This window comes from Actinomycetota bacterium (assembly GCA_030774015.1).
In the GTDB taxonomy this organism is placed as follows: domain Bacteria; phylum Actinomycetota; class UBA4738; order UBA4738; family JACQTL01; genus JALYLZ01.
The window spans coordinates 1-16,943 of record JALYLZ010000081.1; the positions used below are offsets into that span (position 1 = coordinate 1).

Here is a 16,943-nt window from a genome sequence, read left to right on the forward strand (position 1 = left end):
GGTGAGACCCGGGGCACTTTGGGTGAAGTGGGTCCTGACCGGAGCTGGCTAGGCGACCGGGCGGACGTTTGCGGCCTGCTTGCCCTTCGGTCCCTCCACGATGTCGAACTCCACGGTCTGCCCTTCGGTGAGCGTGCGGTATCCGTCACCGGTGATGGCCGAGAAATGAACGAAGACGTCGTCCCCGTCGGGGCGTGCGATGAACCCGTACCCCTTCTCGTTGCTGAACCACTTCACGGTCCCCTGCGTGGCCAAGCTGTACCTCCTTGCACCTCCGGCGCGCACGCATGCGCCAGCCATCTGCCGTTCCCCGGCGGGGAAGCGCGCGGAGCGTAGCATCGGCCCCCGACGCGTTTCAATGCTCGCCCTGTCGCCGTTCGGGGGTGGCGGCGGCTACCACTCCGGCTCGAGGGGCCGGCCGTAGTCGTCCTGGAGGCGGAAGACGTCGTCCTCCGTGGTGTACCCGTGGGCGATCTCCAGCACCCGGCCCCGCTTCGGCCCGGTGTTCGTGATGCGGTGGGGTTCCTCGGACGCCACCACGTACTCGTCCCCCACCTTCGCGTCCACCTGGCGGTTGCCGATCTGGATGCGCAGGCCGTCGTCCAGGACCACCCACATCTCGTCGCGGAGCTGGTGGTAGTGCTCGCTGGTCTCCTGGCCGGGCTCGATGGTGATCAGCCGGACCGACGACGGCTGGTTGAGGGCGAAGGTGGTGACCTTTCCCCAGGGCTTCTCGACGATCATGTCGCGCTCCCTACTCCGACCCCTTCGGGAGTGAGTCTAGGAGCCCGGCCATCTCCATGGCCGCCATGGCGGAGTCCCAGCCCTTGTTGCCGTGCTTGCCCCCGGCCCGGTCAGCGGCCTGCTGGAAGGTCTCGGTGGCGAGGACCCCGAACAGGACCGGGACCCCCGTGTCCAGGGCCACCCGCTGGATGCCGGCGGCGGCCTGGCCTGCCACGTATTCGAAGTGCGCGGTCTCCCCGCGGATCACGGCCCCCAAGCAGACCACGGCGTCGTACAGGCCGGACCGGGCCAGCCGCTGAGCCACCAGCGGAAGCTCGAACGCCCCGGGCACCCACGCCACGTCCACGTCGTCCTCGGCGATCCCGTGGCGATGCAGGCAATCGGTGGCGCCCGCCACCAGCGGGTTCACCACGACCTCGTTGAACCGGGACGCCACGATGGCGAAGCGGCGCCCCCGGGCCTCGAACGATCCCCGGAACGTGGTCATGGGGTCGGCTCCTCGGTCGCGGCCGCGGGCAGGTGGACCTCGTCCAGCTTGAACAGCAGGTGGCCCAGCTTCTCCCGCTTCGTCCGCAGGTACTCGATGTTCTGGTCGGTGGGGCTCGTCTCCAGTGGGACCCGCTCCACGATCGACAGGCCGTAGCCCTCCAGGCCGGCCCGCTTGGACGGGTTGTTGGTGAGCAGGCGCATCGACCGGACCCCCAGGTCGACCAGGATCTGCGCGCCGATGCCGTAGTCGCGCGAGTCGGCCGGGAACCCGAGTTCGACATTGGCCTCCACCGTGTCCCGCCCGGCCTCCTGGAGCTTGTACGCCCGCAGCTTGTGGGTCAGGCCGATGGCACGTCCCTCGTGGCCCCGGATGTACAGCACGACGCCCCGGCCCGCGGCGCCAATGCGGGCCAGGGCGGAGTCGAGCTGGGTGCCGCAGTCGCACCGGAGCGAGCCGAACACGTCGCCGGTCAGGCACTCGGAGTGGACCCGGACCAGGATGCGGTCGCCGTCGCCCACCTCGCCCATGACCATGGCCACGTGCACCCGCCCGTCGACCAGGCTCTCGTACGCCACCGAGCGGAACTCGCCGTGCGCGGTGGGGATGGTGGCCTCCGCCACCTTGCGCACGAGCTTCTCGCGCTTGCGGCGGTACTGGATGAGCTGGGCGATGGAGACCAGCTTGAGGCCGTGCTCCTGGGCCACCCGGACCAGCTCCGGGAGCCTGGCCATGGTGCCGTCGGGGTGCATGATCTCGCAGATCACCCCCACCGGATACAGGCCGGCCAGCTTGGCCAGGTCCACGGCGGCTTCGGTGTGGCCGGCGCGCTTCAGCACGCCCCCTTCCTGGGCCCGCAGCGGGAACACGTGACCGGGCATCTGGATGTCCTCGGGGCGCGTCTCCTGCTCGGTCACGGCCCGGACGGTCTCGGACCGGTCGTAGGCGCTGGTCCCGGTCGTGGTCCGGCCCCGGACGTCGATGGAGACGGCGAACGCGGTCTCGTGCGAGCCGTCCCGGCCCGCCACCATCAGCGGGATCCGGAGCTCGTCCAGGCGCCAGCCGGCGGACGGCATGCAGATGATGCCGCGGCCGTGGGTGGCCATGAAGTTGACGGCGTCGGGGGTCACCTTGTCCGCGGCCATGACGAAGTCGCCCTCGTTCTCGCGGTCGGCGTCGTCGACCACGATCACCATGCGGCCCTCCCGGATGTCCTCGATGGCCTCCTCGATCGGGTCGAACGAGGAAGGGTCGATCTCGTGCTCGGTCATGTCCTCACCATCCGTTCCACGTATTTCGCCACCACGTCCACCTCCAGGTTCACCGGGACGCCAGGGCGGGCCCTGCCCAGCGTCGTGGCCTCCAGCGTGTGCGGGATCAGGGCCACCGTGAACCGGCGTCCATCGAGCCCGGCGATGGTCAGGCTGACGCCGTCCACCGCCACCGATCCCTTCTCCACCAGGTACCGCACCAGGTCCTCGGGCACCTCGACGGCCAGGGTGGCCCCGCCGCGATCCGGGTCCAGCCCGGACACCGTGCCCACCCCGTCCACGTGGCCCTGGACCAGGTGGCCGCCCAGGCGGGTGGCCAGGGTCAGGGGGCGCTCCAGGTTGACCGGGTCGCCTGGACGCAGCCGGCCCAGGGCCGACCGGGCCAGGGTCTCCTCGGACAGGTCGAAGGCCAGGCCGCCCTCGTGGCGCTCCACCACGGTCAGACAGACGCCGTTCACCGCGAGCGACGCACCGATGCCGGAGTCCTCCGCCACCGTCCGGCACGCCACGGCCAGCCGGTTCGGGCCGACCTCGCGGACCGTTCCGAGCTCCTCAACGATCCCGGTGAACACGCGCCTCCACCTTGATGTCGGGGCCCACCAGGGCCACGTCCTCGATCTCCACGTCCAGGGCCCTCGCGATCGGGGCCAGGCCCTCTCCTCCCAGGATCCCCGGCGCGCCGGTTCCCCCGACCAGCTTGGGGGCCAGGAACAGGACCAGCCGGTCCACCAGCCCGTCGCGCACGGCGCTCCAGGCCAGGGTGGGGCCGCCCTCCATCAGGACGAGCTGGATGTCGCGCTTCCCCAGGTGGGCGAACAGGGCGTCCAGGGGGACGCCTGCGCCGGCCGGGTCGAACACGACGACCTCGGCGCCGGTGTCCGCCCACGCCCGGCGCCGAACTTCCGGCGCGGCCTCCGTGGTCGCGACCAGGGTCGGCGCCTCCTCGGAGAACAGCTTCGCCGTGGGCGGCACCCGCCCCCCGGCGTCCGCCAGCACGCGCAGCACCGGGCGGCCTCGATACTCGGGGTCCCGGACGGTCACGGAGGGATCGTCGGCCAGGGCGGTGCCGGCCCCCACCAGGATGGCGTCGGCGGCCCCCCGCATCCGGTGGACCTCGGCGCGAGCCCGCTCTCCGGTGATCCAGCGCGAGGAGCCGTCGCGGGCGGCCACCTTCCCGTCGAGCGTGGCGGCCATCTTCAGCACGACGAAGGGAAGGCCCGTGCGGACGTGCTTCGCGAACGCCTCGTTCAGGCGCTCGGCCTCGGTTTCCAGGACGCCGGCGTTCACCTCCACGCCGGCCGCGCGAAGCCGCTCGAACCCCCGCCCGTCGACGGCCGGGTTGGGATCCCGGCCCGCCGCCACCACCCGGGTGATCCCCGCATCCAGGATGGCGTTCGTGCAGGGAGGGGTGCGGCCGTGGTGGTCGCAGGGCTCCAGGGTCACGTACAGCGTGGCGCTCCGGGCCAGGTCCCCGGCGGCGCGGAGGGCGTGGATCTCGGCGTGCGGGTTCCCGGGGCCGTCGTGCCACCCCTCCCCCACCACGCGGCCGTCTCGAACGAGGACCGCGCCGACCATCGGGTTGGGGGAAACCAGGCCTCGCCCTTGCGCCGCGAGGGCCAGGGCCCGCCGCATCATCGCCTCGTCCGTCGTGTCCGTCTCGTCGTCCATGCATGCACCTCACCGGGGCATGCCAGGAAGAGGCGACGAAAGGCCCGGCCCCATGGCCGGACCGTCCGCCCGTCCTCTCCCATCCCGACTGTCACGGTCGGTCCCGGAGTTTCACCGGGTCCACCCTCGACTGGTTGCCGAGGGGTCGCGGACTCTCACCGCCGGTGGGGAATCGCACCCCGCCCCGAAGACGAGCTACCTACCGTGGAGTATAGAACGGCCCGCCGGGGAGCGCCGCCTCGTTGCTGCACGGCCCCGAGCTGGCACACTGTGACCCGATGCGACCGGAGACCAGGTATGCGAAGAGCGGGGACCTCCACATCGCCTACCAGGTGATCGGGGACGGTCCAATCGACCTGGTGTACGTGCCCGGTTTCGTCAGCCACTTGGAGGTGTACTGGGAGGAGCCCATCGTGGCCGCCTACTTCACGCGACTCGCGCGCTTCTCGCGGCTGATCGTTCTGGACAAACGGGGGTCGGGGATGTCCGACCGTGTACCCATCGATCAGCTTCCCACGCTCGAGGTGAGGATGGACGACGTGCGAGCGGTGATGGATGCCGTGGGAACCGAGCGCGCCGCCGTCATGGGGACCTCCGAGGGTGGGCCCATGGCGGCCCTGTTCGCCGCCACCTACCCCGACCGGGCGCTGGCCCTGGTGTTGTACGCGACCTACCCGCGGGCCATCAAGGACGACGAGTTCCCGGAGGGATGGCTGGCCCCCAAGGACGCTGCGGGCGACGCCGAATGGATCGAGAAGACGTGGACCGAGGGTGCGTTCGACTCCATCCCGGAAGGCTTCGCGGAGGGGCTCACGCCGGAGGAGCAGGAACGGGTGGCTAGGTGGTGGGGGCGGCTGTGCCGGTCATCGGTCAGTCCCGGCGCGGCGATCGCCCTGTCCAGGATGGGGAATGAGGTCGACATCAGGCACGTCCTTCCCTCCATCAGGGTGCCGACCCTGGCCATCGTCCGAGGCGGCGACGAGAACGCTCCCGCGACGAGGTACATGGCCGAGCACGTCCCAGGGGCTCGGTTCGTCGAGCTGCCCGGAAGCGCGCACACGCCGTTCTTCGGCCCGCAGGAGCCCCTCATCGCGGAGATCGAGGAGTTCCTTACGGGAGTCCGGCCAGCGCCCGAATACGACCGGGTCCTGGCCACCGTGCTGTTCACGGACATCGTGGGGTCCACAGAGCTGGCGGAACGGCTGGGGGATCGCCGGTGGGCCGAGCTGCTGGGGGCCCACCACGGCGCGGTCCGGGAGCAGCTGGAGCGCTTCCGGGGGCGCGAGGTCGACACCGCCGGCGACGGGTTCCTGGCCACGTTCGATGGACCGGCCAGGGCCATCCGGTGCGCCTGCGCGATTCGCGACTCGGTTGCAGCCCTGGGGCTCCAGGTCCGCGCCGGCCTCCACACCGGCGAGTGCGAGCTGGTGGAGGGCAAGGTCCGCGGGATCGCCGTCCACACCGGGGCTCGAGTCGCATCGATCGCAGCGCCGGGCGAGGTCCTGGCCTCGAGCACCGTGAAAGACCTGGTAGCAGGGTCCGGGATCTCGTTCGCCGACCGAGGCGTCCACGCCCTGAAGGGCATCCCCGGAGAGTGGCGCGTGTTTGCGGTAGTGAACGGGGTCTGACGGCTCTCGAAGCGGGCCGCGCTCAGTCGACGCGGCGGTCCATCGCGTACGAGGAGCCGTGCTGGCGCTTGGCGAACTGCTTCATCTCCGTCGCCACGTCCACAGCTTCGCCGTAGTGGGAGAACTTCCGCCTCGAGGTGGTGGCCACGCCGATGGACACGGCGATGAGCCCGAACCGCTGGAGCTTGCCCTGGCGGTCCTCCACCTCGACGTAGCCGCGCTCGCGGTCCTCCCGGTCGTAGAAGGATCCGACCTCCTGGTCGAACCGCTGGCAGATCCACGCCGCGGCGGTCTCGGCGACGTCCGGGGGCATGACCACCACGAAGTCGTCCCCGCCCACGTGGCCCAGGAACCCGTCGGGCTTGGCGAACTCCTCGACGGCCTCCCCCAGGGCCCGGGCGGTGGCCTGGATGACCCGGTCGCCCTTCACGAACCCGTAGTGGTCGTTGTAGGCCTTGAAGTTGTCGAGGTCGCAGTACATGACGGCGAAGGGGGTCTCGTCCTCCACCTTGCGCTGGATCTCGTCCTGGATCCGAATGTTCCCGGGCAGGCCCGTCAGCGGCGACAGGTTGCGCATCTCCCGGGCCCGCCGCAGGGTCGTCTTCACCCGGGCCAGCAGCTCGATGGGGTCGAAGGGCTTGATGATGTAGTCGTCGGCTCCGGAGGTCAGCCCCAGGACCTTGTCGGACGACAGCGCCTTGGCGGTGAGCATGATGATGCTGGTGTTGGCGGTCTTGGGGTTCCGCCGGAGGCGCTGGGCCACCTCGAACCCGTCCACCCGCGGCATCATCACGTCCAGCAGCACCAGGTCCGGCCGGGTCTCGTCCGCCCGCTTCAGCGCTTCCTCGCCATCGCCGGCCACCAGCACGTCGTAGCCGACCGAGCGCAGGTTCACCTCCACGAACCGGGCGATGTCCGGATCGTCGTCGACGACGAGAATGGTCTCGGACATCGCTCAGCTACCCCTGGCCACGGCGGCCAGCTGGCGGGCCGCCTCGGTGGGGTCGTCCGCCTTGAACAGCGACGAGGCGACCGCCAGCACGGTCGCGCCGGCGTCCATGCAGCGCCGCGCGGAGTCCATGTTGATCCCGCCGTCCACCTCGATGTCCACGGTCAGGCCGCGGCGGTCGATCTCCTTGCGGGCCGTCTCGATCTTGGGAAGCATGCCGTCGTTGAAGGGCTGCCCCGCCCATCCCGTCCGGAACAGGGTCATCACGATGACCCTGTCCAGCTCGTCGAGGTGGGGGAACACCTGGTCCACCGGCGTCTCCGGGTTCAGGGCGAGCCCGGCGCGCATCCCCCGGGTCTGGGCCTCCCGGATGGCCTCCGCCGGGTCGTCCGCCGACTCGACGTGCGCGGTCACGATGTCGGTTCCCGCCGCCTTCAGGTCGTCGAACAGGGCGATGGGGTGCTCGACCATGAGGTGGCAATGGAAGCTCAGGCCGGTCACCGGCCTGAGGGACTCGACCACGACCGGGCCGATGGAGAGGGGAGGTACGAAGTGGGCATCCATGACGTCGATATGAATGAAGTCGGCATGCGCCTCCACTAGCTTTACCTGATCGGCGAGATATGCGAAGTCCGCCGAGAGAATGGATGCGGCGAGCTTGCCCATTGGGCCGATTCTAGCCCGCGCCCAGGTCCCGGACGAGGAGGCTGGAGCGTGACGAATCACGCAATTCGGGCACCCAGGACCTCCCCCTCTCGGGGTCGGTAGCCCCGCACGAACTCCTCCCCGCTCATCCGGCGCCGGCCCTCCGGCGCCACCTCCAGCGGCATCACCGCTCCCCCGCCGGCCGCGACCAGCATTCCTGCCTTCCCCGCGGACAGGACCGTGCCGGGCGAACCGGATCCCTCGGCGGCGCGGGCCCGGAAGACTTTCAACACCCGGTCCCGGAACGTCGTCGACGCGGCGGGGTCGGGCGAGAGCGCCCGGATCCGCCGGATGACGGCGTCGGGTTCCTCGGACCAGTCGATCCACCGCTCCTCCGGCGAGAGCTTGGGCGCATACGTGGCGGCCTCCTCTTCCTGTGGCCGCGGCTCCAGGTCGCCGGCCGCCAGGAGGTCCAGGGTTCGCACCAGGAGGGAAGCGCCCGCTTCCGCCAGCCGCGCGCCCAGGGTTCCCGCGTCGTCGTCCGGCTCGATCCGCTCGGCTTGCTGGAGCAGGATGGGGCCGGTGTCCACGCCCTGGGCCATGACCATGGTGGTGACGCCGGTCTCGGTGAGGCCCCCCAGGATGGCCCGCTGGACGGGCGCGGGCCCGCGGAGCGCCGGGAGCAGCGAGAAGTGCAGGTTCACGGGGGCGATCCGGGGAAGCTCGAGCACCGCTGGGGGCAGGATCTCCCCGTACGCCACCACCACCAGCACGTCGGGCGCGGCCCGGGCCAGACGGTCGAACCCCGGCCCCCGCTTTACCGTCTCCACCTCGGCCAGGGGCAGCGACAGCCCGCGGGCCGCCTCCGCCACCGCTGTCGGCGTCAGTGCGCTGCCCCGCCCCGCCGGCCGGGGGACTCGCGTCGCCACCAGCGCCAGGTCGTGGGTCGAGGCCGCCAGGGCCTCCACCGAGGGCACGGACCAGGGGGCGTTCCCGAGGAAGGCGACGCGGAGGGCCGGCGTCAAGCGCTCACCGGCCCCATCGGCCCCATCGGCCTCCCCCGCTTCGCCGGCTTCCGGGGGACGGCCTACTCCCCTCCGCGAGGGAACCGCCCGGTCCGGCTGCGGCTGAGCTCCTGTTCCCGAAGCTGCCGCATGACCTCCCGGCGAGCCTCGTCCGTAAGCCGGTCGATGAACAGGGTCCCATCCAGATGGTCGGTCTCGTGCTGCATGATCCGAGCCAGCAATCCCTCGGCCTCGAACTCCACGCGTTCGCCCGTCAGGGAGAGTCCCCGGGCCCGAAGCTTCAGGGCCCGGCCCAGCTCCGCGTAGGGACCCCGAACGGACAGGCATCCCTCCTCGTGGACCTCCTCGCCTTCCAGGTCGAAGACCTCGGGGTTGGCCAGGACCTGGGGGCCCGAGCCCGACCCCTCGTCGAACACGACGAGCCGGAGCGAGATGCCGATCTGGGGGGCGGCCAGGCCCACGCCCGGGGCGTCGTACATCGTCTCGAGCATGTCCGCGGCCAGGCGGGCCAGCTGTGCGTCGAACCGCTCGACCGGCCGGGCCCTCTCCCGCAGGACGGGATCGCCCAGCTGCCGGATCGGCAGGATGGTCACGTCTGCTGCTCCCTCGGAACGGTCACAGGTGCGGCTCGGCTTCCACCCGGGTCACGACACCGGCCTCGGCCAGCTCGCGGATGGTCCGCCCGAACGCCGACACTGCCTCCGGCCGGACGGCGACCAAGCATACCGTCTCGCCTCCCGTCCCCGAAGTCAGGAGGGTGACCGGCGCCGCGGCCTCGAGGGCCGGGACGAGGTCCTGGCCGCCGGTGACCCGGTACACGGGGAATCCGACCGGGAACCCGGAACGCTCCCGCCGGGAGACCTCCGTCCGCACGAACCGCTCGGGGTTGCCGGCGACCAGGGCCTGCACCGCGGGATCGTTGGCCCGGTTCGCCTGGACGATGACCCGGCCCGAGGGCCGGGCGAACCCCGCCGCGTCCATCCACAGGGCCAGGGTCCGCTCCTGCGCCGCCAGGCCGGGCCGGCGGGCGGCCAGGTCGGCGTCGAGGATGCCCACCAGGTCCAGCCCGAGCGGCCCGTAGTCCTTCACCGCCTCCGGCCCTCCCACCGTGATCGCTCCCGCCGCGGGCGGGACGAACGGCCCCCCGGGAGGAATCCGCCGGACCGGCGTCGGCCCGAGCCCCCCGGCCCATTCCTCGACCCGCTCCACGCCCCCGCGAGCGATGCCGAACTGCGCCGACCCGCAGAGGGCGCACCGGCCCTCGGCCCCGCACACGGCGCACCGAACCCGGCCCGCCTCCAGCCGCAGCACGCCACCGCACACCGCACACGCGGCCGGCTCGCCGCAGGCCCGGCACACCCGGGCCACGCCGTATCCGGGCAGGGGCTGGTACAGGAAGGCGCCGCGGCGAGCCTGCTTCAGCGCGGCCAGCAAGCGGGGCGCCCGCCCCTCCGGCCCCGGACGGACGACCTCCACGGGGGGCCACGCCCGGCCGGCCGGGAGCACGTTCGGATACTCCGCGGCCATGGCCTCCGTCGAGGGGCAGACCGCCGCCATCACCGTGACCGCTCCCTGAAGCCTGGCCCGGGCCAGCGCGACGTCACGCACGTGGTAGTAGGGCGAGCGCTCCTCCCGGTGTCCGGGGTGGCTCTCCCGCGACACCCACACCAGCCCCAGGTCCGCCACCGGCGCGAACACCGCCGGCCGCGTCCCCACCACACACCGGTACCGCCCCGACCGTATCTCCAGCCACATCCGGTATCGCTCCCGCCGGTCCCCCCCCAGGAACAGCGCCACGTCGTCACCGAAGGCCTCCCCCACGGCCCGAGCCGTGGCCGGCACCGGCTCGGCCTCCGGAACCAGCACGATGGCCGTCCGGCCACCAAGGAGGCATGCGCCGACTGCCTCGACCGCCAAAGCCTGCTCGTGCTCCGGAGCCGGCCGAACGACGAACGTACCGGAGCCGCGGGATATCGCATCGAGGAGTTCCCCACCGCCCCGATAGAGAGGGAGATGTTCGGGACCGGTGAGCGGCCGAAGGTCCGCAAAGGCGGGCGGGGTTTGCGCAGCGGGGGTTGGGTGGGGACTGGCCCGCGGAGCAGCCGCCGCCGGCCCCAGCGCCCCGTCCTCCTCCCCCGCGACCCGAGGTGGCACGGCCCGAGCGATCACCGACGCAAGGGGCGCGATGTAGCGCTCCGACATCCATCGCAGGAGCGACAGCATGCCCGGGTCGAAGAACCGCACCGGCGACACGACCTTGCGCACGCGTAGCATCCGGGGCGGGACGTCGTCGGTCGGCCCCAACACCCAGCCCCGCACGTTCCGACCGTGGAAGGGCACCTGGACCAGGCTTCCGACACCGGCCCCCAGCTCCTGGTCGAGGGAGTACGTGAACGGACGATCCAGAGCCAGCAGGGGCCGGTCCACGCAGACGGCCACAGGGCCGGAGAGGACGTCCGGCGGGCCGATGGTCGTGGGGCTACTCGAAAGCCCGGCGGAGCTCGTCGGCCCGGTCGGTCCGCTCCCAGGAGAACTCCTTGCGACCGAAGTGGCCGTAGGCGGCCGTCTCCCGGTAGATGGGCTGGCGAAGATCGAGGTTCCCGATGATCGCCGCGGGGCGGAAGTCGAAGGTGTCCCGGACCGCGTCGCGGATCTTCTCGGGGTCGGCCTGGGCGGTCCCGAAGGTGTCGAGGGTCAGGGACACCGGGTGCGCGATGCCGATCGCGTAGGCGACCTGGAGCTGGCAGCGGTCAGCCAGGCCCGACGCCACCAGGTTCTTGGCGACGTAGCGCGCCATGTACGCGGCCGACCGGTCCACCTTGGTGGGGTCCTTCCCCGAGAAGCACCCTCCGCCGTGGGGGGCCATCCCCCCGTAGCTGTCCACCATGATCTTCCGCCCGGTGAGGCCGGTGTCCGCCTTGGGCCCCCCGATCTCGAACCGGCCGGTCGGGTTCACCAGCTTCCGGACGTCCTCAGCTTCCAGCTCGAACTCGCGCAGGACCGGGCCGATGACCTCCTGCTCGACATCGGGTGCCAGCAACGTCTCGATGTCCACGTCCTCGCGGTGCTGGGCCGAGATCAGGACCGTGTCCACTCGGACCGGCAGGCCGTCCTCGTACTCCACGGTGACCTGGCTCTTGCCGTCCGGGCGCAGATACGGGATGACGCCGGCCTTGCGGACGTCGGCCAGACGCTTGGCCAGCCGGTGGGCCATGGCGATCGGCATCGGCATGAGCTCGTCGGTCTCCCGGCAGGCGTAGCCGAACATCATCCCCTGGTCCCCCGCGCCCAGGGTGTCCAGGTCGTCGTGCGACCCCTCCTTCGCCTCCGTGGCCTTGTCGACGCCCAGGGCGATGTCGGCGGATTGTTCCTGGATGGACGTGATCACGCCGCAGGTGGCCCCGTCGATCCCGAATTTCGCGTCCGTGTACCCGATGTCGCTGATCGTCTTTCGCACGACCTTCGGGATGTCGACGTAGATCTCGGTGCTGATCTCCCCGGCCACGATGACCAGGCCGGTGGTGACGAGGGTCTCGCACGCCACCCGGCCGTTCGGGTCCCGCTGGAGGATGGCATCCAGGACCGCGTCCGAGATCTGGTCCGCCAGCTTGTCGGGGTGACCCTCGGTCACGGACTCCGAGGTGAACAGGTACCGGGCCGCCATGTCCGCGGATTCTAGCAGCGGGTACCTGGCGCGCCGCCAGATTCCCTACGTTATCGGGGCGATGGCCACCCAGATCTCACGGCTCCTCGGGTCGGCCACAACAGCGGCCACCGACGCACCCACCGTGATCTCGCTGGAATCGTTGGTGATGGGGTCGATCCGGGAGATCGTGCCGTCACCCTGGTTGGTCACCCACACCGCCCCCAGGCCGGTGGCGATGTCAGTCGGGTTCTGACCCACGCGGATCGGTCCGGTCGGCGCCCCGGTGAAAGGATCCAGCCGGGTCAGGGTCCCACTTGCGTCTGCCACCCACACGCTGCCGAAGTCGGCAGCGATGGCGACGGGGTTTCCTGCGACCGGGAATGTGTCGAGCTTCGCGCCGGTGGTGGGGTCCAGCTTCAGCACGGTCTCGTCGAAGTCGTCGAGCACCCACAGCGCTCCAAGGCCGTAGGCAACGCCTCTTATGCTCGATGCCACCTTGATGGACTTCCCGGCCTGGTCCGACCCGGGGTCCACCGGGGTCAACTCGCCGCTTTGGCCGCCCAGCCAAACCGTCCCCGGGACGGCGAGGACGTAGGGCGTGGCGAGAAACGCCGTGGCGGGAAGGGAAGTCCGGTCCACCACCTGTTCGGTGGCCGGGTCGATGCGGACCAGATCGCTGCCGGCGGTCGCCCAGATGGCCCCTTGGCCGATCGCGACGTCATAGATGAGCACGTTGAGCGGCACGACCAGGTCGCGCCCGGTGGTCGGGTCGATCCGAAGGACGCCCGTCCCCGGATCGGTCCAGACCGCTCCCTCCCCGGACACGATCTGGGGGAGCAACCCGCCGAGGCGGAAGCCCCCCGGTGCCGGGATGGCTCTGCGAATGGCTCCGGTCTTCGGGTCGAGGGCCACCACGCCGCTCGAGAATCCGAATCCCGGAGAGGAGCTCGCCGAGGGCGACGACGAGCCCGGAGACGTCGTGCCGGGCGACTCGCCCGTGGATCCTCCTCGGGTCAGCAGGATCACGGCCAGAGCCACGGCGACGGCAGCGGCCCCTACCGCAGCAAGGGCCGCGCGGCGGGAGCGCGGCCGGCCTGCATCGGGTTCCTCGCGGGTCGGGCCGATCGCATCTCGGGCTGCGCGGGCGAGCTCCCCTGCCAGTGGGTACCGCTCACCCGGCTTCTTGGCCATGGCCTTCGCCACCACGGCGTCGATGGCAGCCGGCAGGCCCGGTCGCTTCTCAGTCGGCTTCGGCGGGGGCTCGTTCAGGTGGGCGTGGAGGACTGCGGCCTCCCGGTCCCGGGGGAATGGCGGCTCCCCCACCAGGCACTCGTACAACAGGCAGCCCAGGGAGTACACGTCGGTGGCCGGGGTCAAGGGGTCGCCGGTGAACTGCTCGGGGGCGGCGTAGTCCAGGGTTCCCACGAACTGCCCGGTCCCGGTGACGCCGGAGTCCGAGGTGGCCCGCTTGGTGAGGCCGAAGTCGGCCAGGTACACCTTGTCCGGGGTCCCCGGGACCAGCAGGACGTTGGCGGGCTTGACGTCCCGGTGGATGAGGCCCTCGGCGTGCGCGGCGTCCAGGGCGGACGCTACCTGGGAGAGGATGGACACCGTTCGCTCGGGCGCAAGCGGCCCTTCCGAGTCGATCAGTCGGCGGAGGTCGGTGCCACGGACGTAGCGCATGGCGATGAAGAGGGCGCCCTCGGACTCCCCGGCCTCGTGCACCGGCAGGATGTTGGGGTCCTCCAGGGACGCGGCCACCCGGGACTCCCGGAGGAACCGGTCCCGGAACCGGGGGTCCCCGGCCAGGTCGGGGGCCAGGACCTTCAGGGCCACCTTCCGGCCCAAGGCCACCTGCTCCGCCAAGTACACCACGCCCATGCCGCCCCGGCCCACAACGGACTCGATGCGGTACCCGGCGACGGTGGTGCCGATGCGGGAATCCGTGGCCATGTTCCCCCCGCGGAGTTCTACACCCGACGGGGAACCCGAGGAAGCGTCAGCCGAGCAGCTTGGCCAGGCGGTCGCAGATGGCGGTGGCCAGCTCGGGCTTGGTCCAGGTCCGCAGGGGCTCGTCGTCCCCGGTCGCGGACAGGATCATGGCGTCGTTGGTGTCCGAGCCGAACCCCGTCCCCTGCCGTCCGACCTGGTTGACGACGATCAGGTCGAGGCCCTTCGCGGCCAGCTTGCCCCGTCCGGCCGCCTCCAGGTCGCCGGTCTCCGCCGCGAACCCCACCAGCACGGGCCGGGCTTTCAGCTCACCCAGCTCCCGGATGATGTCCGTCGTGGCGACGAGCTGGAGCGCCGGCGGGCCCGATTCCTTCTTGAGCTTGCCGGGGGCCTCCTCGGCAGGGCGCCAGTCGGCCACGGCGGCGGCCATGACCACCGCGTCGACGGCGTCCGCCCACGACAGCGCGGCCCGACCCATCTCCTCGGCGGTCTCCACGCGGACCACGCGAACGCCCGGCGGGTCGGGCAGCGCGACCGGCCCGGACACCAGCGTGACGACCGCTCCCCGGGCCGAGGCCTCCCGGGCCACCGCGTACCCCATCTTCCCGGAGCTCCGGTTCCCGATGAAGCGGACGGGATCGATGGGCTCGTATGTCGGTCCCGCCGTCACCAGGACGCGCTTGCCGGCCAGATCTCCACCGGCGCCGAGCGCCGCCTCCGCGGCCGCGAGGATGTCCCCGGGCTCCGACATCCGGCCCACGCCCTCGTCGCCGGCCGCCAACGAACCGGTGGCCGGTCCCACGATGGCCACGCCTCGTTCCGTCAGCACCCGGAGGTGCCCCTGCGTGGCGGGGTGCTGGTACATGCCGGTGTGCATGGCCGGCGCCACCACCAGCGGGCAGGTGGCCTCCAGCAGGGTGGAGCTCAACAGGTCGTCGGCCATGCCCAGGGCCATCTTGGCCAGCATGTTCGCCGTGGCCGGGGCCACGATCGCCAGGTCCGCCTCATGGGCCAGACGGACGTGCAGGATGGTCTCCACGTCCTCGAAGACGTCGGACTTCACGGGGCGGCCGGTCAGGGCGGTGAACGTGTCCGGCCCCACGAACCGCGTGGCGGCCGGGGTCATGACGACCTGCACGGAAGCGCCCGCCTGGGTCAGCAGGCGAGCGAGGTGGACTGCCTTGTACGCAGCGATGCCGCCGGTGACGCCGAGGAGCACCCGGCGGCCGGCCAGCGAGGAACCCCTACTTGATGCCAACCCCTTCAGGTCGCTCGAAGGTGACCTTCCCCTCGGCGATCTCCTCCAGGGCGATCGACAGCGGCTTGTTGGTGAGGCCGCCGGACTCCACGAGCGGCGGGACGAACTCGCCGCGCCCTTCGCCCAGCTGGCTGTAGTAGGAGTTGATCTCCCGGGCCCGCTTGGCGGCCAGGATGACCAGCGAATATTTGGAATCGACGGCGGACAGCAGGTCGTCGATCTTGGGCTCGATCATGCGCGCGGTCCTTCTGCGAGAGGGTTGGTTCGATACCGCTCGATGATAGCAGCGACCTCGGCCGCCGCCCGTTCCAGGTCGTCGTTCACCACCCGGTGGTCGAAGTGCGGCTCCTCGGCCATCTCCCGCTCCACCGCCGCCAGTCGCCGGCCCAGCGCCTCTCCCCGCTCCGTCCCCCGGTGCTCCAGCCGCCTCAGCAGCTCCTCGCGAGACGGCGGCTCCAGGAAGATGAGGACCGCGTCGGGCACGCGATCGCGGATCTGCCGGGCCCCCTGGACGTCGATCTCCAGGATCACGTCGTGGCCCGCGGCGCGTTCCCGTTCCACCTGGTCGGCGAGGGTCCCCGAGCGATGCCCGAACATCGAGGCCCATTCCAGGAAGGCCCCCTTCGCGACCAGGCGGTCGAACTCCTGCTCGGACATGAACCAGTAGTCGCGCCCGTTCTCCTCGCCCGGCCGGGGAGCCCGCGTCTTTGCGGAGACGGAGAAGTACAGCGTGGGATCGCGCTCCAGGAGCTTGCGCACGACGCTTCCCTTCCCCACGCCGGAGGGACCGGAGATGACGAACAGCCTCCCCCGACGGGGAGCCGAATTGGGATCGGAGTGCGTCTGGTTCGAGGCGGCGCCTACGTGGGCCCTACCTCTTGGAGAACTCGGAGAGGAGCGCGGTGCGCTGTTTTGACCCCAGGCCGCGAACGCGGCGGGTCGCGGAGATGTCGAGCTGCTCCATGAGCTTGCGGGCCTTCACCTTGCCCACGCCGGGAAGGGACTCCAGCACCGTGGAGACCTTCATCTTGCCGACGGTGTTGTCGCCGGACGTCTCCAGGATGTCCGTGAGCGAGCGCTTTCCGGACTTCAGCTCGCCCTTGATCTCGGCGCGCTTGCGCCGCGCCTCGGCGGCCTTGGCCAATGCTTCCCGGCGCTGTTCCTCATTCAGGGTTGGTAGGGGCATGGCGCCTCCTTCGGCGGGCTCGGGTTCGAGAACGCGGCATTATACGCACACGCTCCCGGGGCCAGGCAAAAGCAAACAACCTCGACCTCGGGATGAGGTTGAGGGGATCGCTCGCGGCGGTCGGGACGGGTCATCGAAGCTCGGCAAGAACGGCCCGGGCGGCGGCCGCCGGATCGCTCGCGTCGGTCACCGGGCGGCCCACCACGATGTGATCCGCGCCCGCGCCGAGCGCCTCCTTCGGGGTCAGCACGCGGACGTGATCGTTTGAGCTGAGGCCGGACGGACGGACCCCGGGAACCACCACCAGGGGGCCCGCGCCGAGGGCCTCCCGGACCTCGCGCACGTCCTCGCCCGACACGACCACCCCGGCCGCCCCCGCCGACACGGCCTCGAACGCCAGTGACGCGGGGGAGGCCAGCGACTCGCCCCCCACGCTCGACAACACGGTGACGGCGACCACGAGAGGTGGCTCGAACCCGGCGTCGG

The 16,943-nt window shown here is 71.3% G+C and carries 18 protein-coding genes, 1 pseudogene and 1 riboswitch; of the genes and pseudogenes, 1 reads left to right on the forward strand and 18 read right to left on the reverse strand.

Annotated elements, in window-relative coordinates; genetic code table 11:
* Positions 1-48 precede the first annotated feature (48 nt).
* From M3Q23_08255 to ribD, 6 genes are all read right to left on the reverse strand, one after another.
* A complete protein-coding gene (locus tag M3Q23_08255) occupies positions 49-255 on the reverse strand; it encodes a cold shock domain-containing protein (GenBank protein ID MDP9342078.1) in 207 nt (68 codons plus the stop codon).
* A gap of 138 nt (positions 256-393) precedes the next feature.
* The gene (locus tag M3Q23_08260; GenBank protein MDP9342079.1) at positions 394-744 is read right to left on the reverse strand and encodes a cupin domain-containing protein; all 351 of its coding nucleotides are present in this window, start codon (positions 742-744) and stop codon (positions 394-396) included.
* A gap of 10 nt (positions 745-754) precedes the next feature.
* Positions 755-1,231: a 6,7-dimethyl-8-ribityllumazine synthase gene (ribH, locus tag M3Q23_08265; GenBank protein MDP9342080.1), complete on the reverse strand. Its 477-nt coding sequence runs from the start codon at positions 1,229-1,231 to the stop codon at positions 755-757.
* Entirely contained in the window at positions 1,228-2,502 is a 1,275-nt protein-coding gene (locus tag M3Q23_08270; protein MDP9342081.1) for a bifunctional 3,4-dihydroxy-2-butanone-4-phosphate synthase/GTP cyclohydrolase II, read from the reverse strand. Before M3Q23_08270 ends, ribH begins: the two co-directional genes overlap by 4 nt.
* Positions 2,499-3,074 carry a riboflavin synthase gene (locus M3Q23_08275; protein ID MDP9342082.1) on the reverse strand — a complete coding sequence of 192 codons (576 nt, stop codon included), beginning with the start codon at positions 3,072-3,074 and terminating at the stop codon, positions 2,499-2,501. Before M3Q23_08275 ends, M3Q23_08270 begins: the two co-directional genes overlap by 4 nt.
* On the reverse strand, positions 3,055-4,170 hold the full coding sequence (ribD, locus tag M3Q23_08280; GenBank protein MDP9342083.1) for a bifunctional diaminohydroxyphosphoribosylaminopyrimidine deaminase/5-amino-6-(5-phosphoribosylamino)uracil reductase RibD: 1,116 nt from the start codon (positions 4,168-4,170) through the stop codon (positions 3,055-3,057). The genes M3Q23_08275 and ribD overlap by 20 nt, the downstream gene beginning before the upstream one ends.
* A 67-nt stretch (positions 4,171-4,237) precedes the next feature.
* A riboswitch (FMN riboswitch) is annotated at positions 4,238-4,366 on the reverse strand.
* An 82-nt stretch (positions 4,367-4,448) separates the two neighbouring features.
* Here ribD and M3Q23_08285 point away from each other — a divergent pair.
* Positions 4,449-5,798: an adenylate/guanylate cyclase domain-containing protein gene (locus M3Q23_08285; protein ID MDP9342084.1), complete on the forward strand. Its 1,350-nt coding sequence runs from the start codon at positions 4,449-4,451 to the stop codon at positions 5,796-5,798.
* A 22-nt stretch (positions 5,799-5,820) separates the two neighbouring features.
* Here the strand turns inward: M3Q23_08285 and M3Q23_08290 are convergent, their stop codons facing one another.
* The 12 genes and pseudogenes from M3Q23_08290 to M3Q23_08345 all read right to left on the reverse strand — a co-directional run.
* Positions 5,821-6,750 carry a response regulator gene (locus tag M3Q23_08290; protein MDP9342085.1) on the reverse strand — a complete coding sequence of 310 codons (930 nt, stop codon included), beginning with the start codon at positions 6,748-6,750 and terminating at the stop codon, positions 5,821-5,823.
* 3 nt (positions 6,751-6,753) lie between these two features.
* Positions 6,754-7,413 carry a ribulose-phosphate 3-epimerase gene (locus tag M3Q23_08295; protein ID MDP9342086.1) on the reverse strand — a complete coding sequence of 220 codons (660 nt, stop codon included), beginning with the start codon at positions 7,411-7,413 and terminating at the stop codon, positions 6,754-6,756.
* 56 nt (positions 7,414-7,469) lie between these two features.
* Entirely contained in the window at positions 7,470-8,417 is a 948-nt protein-coding gene (gene fmt / locus M3Q23_08300; GenBank protein MDP9342087.1) for a methionyl-tRNA formyltransferase, read from the reverse strand.
* 62 nt (positions 8,418-8,479) lie between these two features.
* Positions 8,480-9,010, reverse strand: a complete 531-nt coding sequence (gene def / locus M3Q23_08305) for a peptide deformylase (GenBank protein MDP9342088.1) — start codon at positions 9,008-9,010, stop codon at positions 8,480-8,482.
* 1,615 nt (positions 9,011-10,625) lie between these two features.
* A pseudogene (locus M3Q23_08310) lies at positions 10,626-10,844 on the reverse strand (hypothetical protein).
* Between the two features lie 52 nt (positions 10,845-10,896).
* A complete protein-coding gene (metK, locus tag M3Q23_08315; GenBank protein MDP9342089.1) occupies positions 10,897-12,081 on the reverse strand; it encodes a methionine adenosyltransferase in 1,185 nt (394 codons plus the stop codon).
* A gap of 45 nt (positions 12,082-12,126) precedes the next feature.
* The gene (locus M3Q23_08320; GenBank protein ID MDP9342090.1) at positions 12,127-14,016 is read right to left on the reverse strand and encodes a protein kinase; all 1,890 of its coding nucleotides are present in this window, start codon (positions 14,014-14,016) and stop codon (positions 12,127-12,129) included.
* A 46-nt stretch (positions 14,017-14,062) separates the two neighbouring features.
* Positions 14,063-15,271, reverse strand: a complete 1,209-nt coding sequence (coaBC, locus tag M3Q23_08325; protein MDP9342091.1) for a bifunctional phosphopantothenoylcysteine decarboxylase/phosphopantothenate--cysteine ligase CoaBC — start codon at positions 15,269-15,271, stop codon at positions 14,063-14,065.
* Positions 15,258-15,506, reverse strand: a complete 249-nt coding sequence (gene rpoZ / locus M3Q23_08330; protein ID MDP9342092.1) for a DNA-directed RNA polymerase subunit omega — start codon at positions 15,504-15,506, stop codon at positions 15,258-15,260. The genes coaBC and rpoZ overlap by 14 nt, the downstream gene beginning before the upstream one ends.
* Positions 15,503-16,030 (reverse strand): guanylate kinase, encoded by a 528-nt coding sequence (gmk, locus tag M3Q23_08335; protein MDP9342093.1) that lies wholly within the window; start codon positions 16,028-16,030, stop codon positions 15,503-15,505. Before gmk ends, rpoZ begins: the two co-directional genes overlap by 4 nt.
* Positions 16,031-16,142: 112 nt before the next feature.
* Positions 16,143-16,457 carry an integration host factor gene (locus M3Q23_08340; protein MDP9342094.1) on the reverse strand — a complete coding sequence of 105 codons (315 nt, stop codon included), beginning with the start codon at positions 16,455-16,457 and terminating at the stop codon, positions 16,143-16,145.
* A gap of 130 nt (positions 16,458-16,587) precedes the next feature.
* Positions 16,588-16,943: orotidine 5'-phosphate decarboxylase (locus M3Q23_08345; GenBank protein ID MDP9342095.1), on the reverse strand; the 356-nt coding region annotated here is incomplete at its 5' end.

Coding starts and splice junctions, on each gene's coding strand:
- M3Q23_08260 (MDP9342079.1), bottom strand. CDS start 744: ATGATCGTCGAGAAGCCCTGGGGAAAGGTCACCACCTTCGCCCTCAAC.
- ribH (MDP9342080.1), bottom strand. CDS start 1,231: ATGACCACGTTCCGGGGATCGTTCGAGGCCCGGGGGCGCCGCTTCGCC.
- M3Q23_08270 (MDP9342081.1), bottom strand. CDS start 2,502: ATGACCGAGCACGAGATCGACCCTTCCTCGTTCGACCCGATCGAGGAG.
- ribD (MDP9342083.1), bottom strand. CDS start 4,170: ATGGACGACGAGACGGACACGACGGACGAGGCGATGATGCGGCGGGCC.
- M3Q23_08285 (MDP9342084.1), top strand. CDS start 4,449: ATGCGACCGGAGACCAGGTATGCGAAGAGCGGGGACCTCCACATCGCC.
- M3Q23_08290 (MDP9342085.1), bottom strand. CDS start 6,750: ATGTCCGAGACCATTCTCGTCGTCGACGACGATCCGGACATCGCCCGG.
- M3Q23_08295 (MDP9342086.1), bottom strand. CDS start 7,413: ATGGGCAAGCTCGCCGCATCCATTCTCTCGGCGGACTTCGCATATCTC.
- metK (MDP9342089.1), bottom strand. CDS start 12,081: ATGGCGGCCCGGTACCTGTTCACCTCGGAGTCCGTGACCGAGGGTCAC.
- M3Q23_08320 (MDP9342090.1), bottom strand. CDS start 14,016: ATGGCCACGGATTCCCGCATCGGCACCACCGTCGCCGGGTACCGCATC.
- rpoZ (MDP9342092.1), bottom strand. CDS start 15,506: ATGATCGAGCCCAAGATCGACGACCTGCTGTCCGCCGTCGATTCCAAA.
- M3Q23_08340 (MDP9342094.1), bottom strand. CDS start 16,457: ATGCCCCTACCAACCCTGAATGAGGAACAGCGCCGGGAAGCATTGGCC.